General features: G+C 72.6%; 3 protein-coding genes, 1 pseudogene and 1 riboswitch. Of the genes and pseudogenes, 2 read left to right on the top strand and 2 right to left on the bottom strand.

Annotated features, from left to right (window positions below; all coding sequences use genetic code 11):
* Both ACLBYE_RS29750 and ACLBYE_RS29745 read right to left on the bottom strand, forming a co-directional pair.
* Positions 1–1026: PepSY domain-containing protein (locus tag ACLBYE_RS29750; protein ID WP_447696913.1), on the bottom strand; the 1026-nt coding region annotated here is incomplete at its 3' end.
* Positions 1020–3203 carry a TonB-dependent receptor gene (locus tag ACLBYE_RS29745; protein ID WP_447696912.1) on the bottom strand — a complete coding sequence of 728 codons (2184 nt, stop codon included), beginning with the start codon at positions 3201–3203 and terminating at the stop codon, positions 1020–1022. The genes ACLBYE_RS29750 and ACLBYE_RS29745, both read right to left, overlap by 7 nt.
* A gap of 285 nt (positions 3204–3488) precedes the next feature.
* Positions 3489–3681, bottom strand: a riboswitch (cobalamin riboswitch).
* Between the two features lie 104 nt (positions 3682–3785).
* Between ACLBYE_RS29745 and ACLBYE_RS29740 the strand changes: the two genes are divergently transcribed.
* Both ACLBYE_RS29740 and ACLBYE_RS29735 read left to right on the top strand, forming a co-directional pair.
* Positions 3786–4253, top strand: a complete 468-nt coding sequence (locus ACLBYE_RS29740; RefSeq protein ID WP_447696911.1) for an NUDIX hydrolase — start codon at positions 3786–3788, stop codon at positions 4251–4253.
* Between the two features lie 142 nt (positions 4254–4395).
* A pseudogene (locus ACLBYE_RS29735) lies at positions 4396–4632 on the top strand (RluA family pseudouridine synthase); the annotation flags it as partial.

Below are 4632 nucleotides of genomic sequence, written 5' to 3'. Positions count from 1 at the left end.
GGGGCCGTCGGCGATGACCCACCACGAGCCGCCGATGGCAACGAAGCGCAGCGCTCGCGTCCCGGGCCCCGCGAAGCCGGGCAGGGCCTCGGCGGTGAGGCCGAGGCCCTGCGGCTGTCCGGCATAGGCAGCGCGGAAGGCGTCGGGCGCCGCGGTCGACGCGAACCAGCGGTTCGGGTTCATCGAGATCCAGCCGCTCAGGATGAAGGTGCTGAGCCCGATCCCGCCGGCGAGGCCGAGCAGGTGGTGCCAGCGGGCGAGCCCGCGATAGGGCGTGACGGCCCCGCCTGCGTAGCGCCGCCGGAGGCGCAGGCGCCAGATCCCGATCGCCAGCCCGCTCAGCGCCCCCAGGGCGGCGAGGCCCGACAGCCACAGCAGGACCGTCCGCCACAGCTCCGCCCGGGCGCGCAGCGGCGTGAGGTAGACCCAGTGCGTCACGGCGCCGACCCAGTTCCAGGCCCGCTCCGAACGGGTCGTGTCGAGGGCGATCGCGCCGGTGACCCGCGAGACGTAGAGCTCGGTCCCCGCCGGGTCGCCGAGGGCGACCTTCAGGAAGGGGCGGAGCGGGTCGTACCGGGCCGTGACGGTCCACTGGTCGCGCTCGACCGGGGTGACGCGCGCGTCCGGCATCCCGCCGGCCGCGAGACGCAGCGCGTCTTCCGGCGTCACCGGCCCCAGCCGCGCGCCGGTCCGCGCCGAGACCGTGGTCCGCGTGCCGCCGCGGTCGGCGACCTGGTAGACGGGCTCCCCGCCCCTCATCTCCAGGCCGAAGGCGGCCGGCACGCCGCCGAGCCCGGCGGCCCGCAGCGCCGCGTCCGGCACGACCGCGACGTGCTCCCAGGCGAGCGGGGCGAGCCGCGACAGCCGCTCGGCCTCGGTGAGCGCCGGGAACGGCACGTAGAGCATCACCAACCCGGAGCCGATCCACAGCGCGAAGAACAGCCCCGCGGCGATCCCGGCCCAGCGGTGGAACAGGAGCAGCCAGCGCCGTCCCGCCTTGCCGAGCCGGCGCGGCCGGCTCACCACGTCACCGTGTAGGCGACCTCGACCGAGCGCGGGCGCCCGAGCAGCCAGTTGGTCCCGACCCCGTTCACGGCGTTGCCGGAGATCGCGTACACCTTGTCGAACAGGTTGTAGACCCGCACGGACAGGCGCGAATCCGCCGTCACCTGATGGTCCAGGACCGCGTTGACGAGGTTGTAGGCGGGGCGACGCGCCGTGTTGCCGAAGTCGCTGTAGACCTGCCCGACGTTCTGCAGCCCGACCCGCGCGGTCCAGTCGCGGGTGACGTCCCAGGTCAGCCAGAGGTTGGCCACGCGCTCGGGCACGTCGATCGGCTGGTTGCCGGCATACGAGACGGTGGCGCCGTTCACCGTCTGGTCGAACCGGTCGTACTGCGCGTGGAGGAGCGCGAGGTTGCCGTCGAGCCGCCAGCCCGGCGCGAAGCGCCAGCCGAGCGCCAGTTCGAAGCCCTGCGAGGACTGGCTCCCGACCTGCGTGGACAGCGTCGGCTGGCCGGGAATCGCCGAGATCAGGTTGTCCTTGACGATCCGGTAGCCCGCGACGGTCCATTCGAGGGCGCCGTCGAAGGCCAGCCCCTTGGCGCCGATCTCGACCTGATCGCCGGTCGCGAGCTTGAAGCCGGCCAGCGACTGCGACAGCGTGATCAGGCTGTTCACCGGGTCGGTGGCGAAGCTGTACTGGGCGTAGAGCGCGCTGTCCGGCGTCGGGTTGTAGACGAGGCCGAACCGGTAGCCGAGCGCCCGGTAGGTCTTCTCGAACCGCGATCCCGTCTGCAGGTCCTCGCGGTTCAGCGTCGGAACGTCGAGGCGCACGCCGGTGAGGAACGAGAGCTTGTCCGACAGGATCAGCCGGTCCTCGGCGAAGACCGAGGCCTGGCTCGTCTGCGTCGCGTAGGCCGGGCGCGCCCGGCCGTTCTGCGGGAACAGGCCCGGATCGTAGCCGACGAGCGGCACGCTCGTGGTCTGGTCGAAGTAGAAGTTGTTGGTGTGGCGGAAATCGATGTGGTTCACGTCGAAGCCGGCCACGAACTGGTTCGGCAGCCCGAACAGGCTGCCCCGGAACGTCGCGTCGAGGCGGTCTCCGACCTGCTCCTGGCTGTGGTAGATCTCCAGATAGTCACCCCGGTCCACGAGCCCGGTGCCGCGGTTGTAGCTGTACTGCTCGACGTCGAGCCAGTGGCGCCGGCTGGTCAGTCGGTAGGCGGTGTTGCGGATCGTGATGTCGGCCGAGGGGGACCACTCGGTCTTGAGCTGGGTCCAGTTGTCGGCCCAGGTGATCTTCGCGTCGCGGACGTTGTAGTTGTTGAACCGGATGAGATCCGGGATCCGTCCCTCGACCAGCGGGGTGCCCCAGTAGCGCGCGGGCTCCTGGTAGCCGAGATCGTGGCTCAGGGTGAAGGCGAGGTCGGCGCTCGGCCGGAACAGCAGGGCGGAGGAGACGGCGAGGTTGCGGAAATCGCCCTCCGGCCGCATCCAGCCGTCGGCGCGGTTGCCGCTGACGTTGAGGCGGTACGCGAAGGTGTCGCCGTACTCCGCCTGGCCCAGCGGGCCGCCGGAATCGAGGGCGAGCCGCGCGACCCCGTCGGTGCCGATCACCGCGCGGGCGGCGTTGATCGGCACGAAGACCGGCTTCTTGGGCACCACGTTGATGACGCCGCCGATGGCGCCGTCGCCGTAGAGCACCGAGGACGGCCCGCGCAGCACCTCGATCCGCTCGACGTTCCACGTGTCGAACGGGAAGGTCACGGTGTTGGCGCCGACGTAGAAGCGCGTGCCGTCGTAGAGCTGCTGGATCGAGTTCGGGCCGGCGAAGCCGCGTGAAGTGAACGCGCCGTTGCCGTTGCCGGGCGCCGCGATGGTGGTGATGCCGGTCGCGTCCTGAGTCACGGCCTCGGCGATCGTGTCCTGGCCGCGCAGCCGCGCGGTCTCGCCCGACACGATGTCGAGGCTGGCCGGCGTCTCCAGCGGCGTCAGGCCGAGGCGGCTCGCGGTCCGGTCGGGGGTGCGCAGGTTGAGGCCATTCGGCGGCAGGCGGCCCGGGTCGCCGCCCGCGCCGGCGACGGACAGCTCATCCAGCGTGACCGCCTCCTGGGCGGCGGTCGGACTGGCGAGGAGCGCGAGGAGAACGCCGCAGAGCGGGGCCCGCCCGCCGAGGCAGGAGCGATGGGTCGATGGAGACATGGGGAAAACGGTCCGTGCACGGCGCGCGCCGGCCCCCGCGTCCTACAAGCATTGTAATAACATTACAATGCACCCGCTGTCCAAGAGCCTCCGCCCGCGCGGGCGCGCGACGGCGTCCTGCGACAGGGCTCGAGGGGCTCGGGACGGCGGAGACGGGCATGGGGAACGGCGTCGCGGGCGCGCTTGCTGTGGCACGTCACCGCGAACGAGGCCTCGGCAGCCGCCTCCCCTCGGGACTGACGGCGCCTCGACACCCGCCAGGACACCCCGCCCGGCGCGTTTCGCGTGTGACCACGGCTGACGGCAGGTCTCCTGGCTCGCGGGTCGCCGCCCTCGCACCGTCTTCCCGGGGTGACCCAGTGACGTGGTGGTGAAGGGCTCGCCGCTTACAGTTGCGGGGGCAGCCGCGGCTTCGGGGCGAACCCCTCACCGCGTTCCCTTTTGATCCCCGAGGGGAACCGTCGAGCACAGCTTGGCCGTAGCGGGCCCGGGCGTCAACCGTGTGTCCGGTTGTTGCCGTGGATCGGCGCGCGGGGCACCGGGCCGTTGCGGCCTCGCCGACGACGGGCTAGCCCGTGCGGGATGACGGTCTGGCGGCCCCCTGCGGAGATTCGCGTGAAGGCGCTGGGTCTGCCCCGGCGCGGCAACAGCCTGCTCGTGGCGGAGGTCCGCGCGGATGACGGGCGGCTGAAAGGCGTCCGGCCCCTCGGCGGCAGCGTCGCGTTCGGCGAGCGGGTCGAGGAAGCCCTGATCCGGGAGTTCCAAGAGGAGCTCGGCGTCACCGTCTCGGTGCTCGGCTGCCCCCGCGTCATGGAGAACATCTTCACGCACGAGGGGCGGGTCGGGCACGAGGTGCTGTTCCTGTTCCCCGTCGCCCTGCCGCCGGGACGGTTCGACGGGCAGGAGCGCTTCGTCTTCCACGAGGATTCCGGCATGGCCTGCGTGGCGCGGTGGTGCGATCTGGACGGGCTCGATGTGCCGGGCGGTCCCGACCTCTTCCCCGCCGGCCTGAAGGCCCGCCTCTGCGACGCGTGGCGCGCGGAGACCTGACGGACCGGGCCGGCCCACCGCCTTTGCCGCTCGGCGCGGGCGATGCTACAGCCGGGCAATCCCATCGGTCCGGACGTCCGCGACGCCGCGGCCCATGCGCCCGGACACTCCGTCCGACGCGGAGACGGGTGCCGGCGGAAGCATGACGACACGACCTCCCAGAAGCGGCGGGCCGACGGGGCGCAAGCCTCAGGCCGGCAAGTCCAGCGCCGGCAAGTCCAGCGCCAGCAAGTTCAGGGGCGGCAAGGCCCAGGCCGACGGCCGCGCCCGCACGGGCCCGCGCACCAGCGCCCGCGACGCCGCCGAGCGCGCGGCCCGCAACCGCGGCGAGGATGCCGGCACCCGCGATCCCTGGGGCGCGCAGGCCGCTGCGGCCCCG

This window comes from Methylobacterium sp. A52T (assembly GCF_053346095.1).
This window is presented reverse-complemented; position numbering and strand designations above follow the sequence as displayed.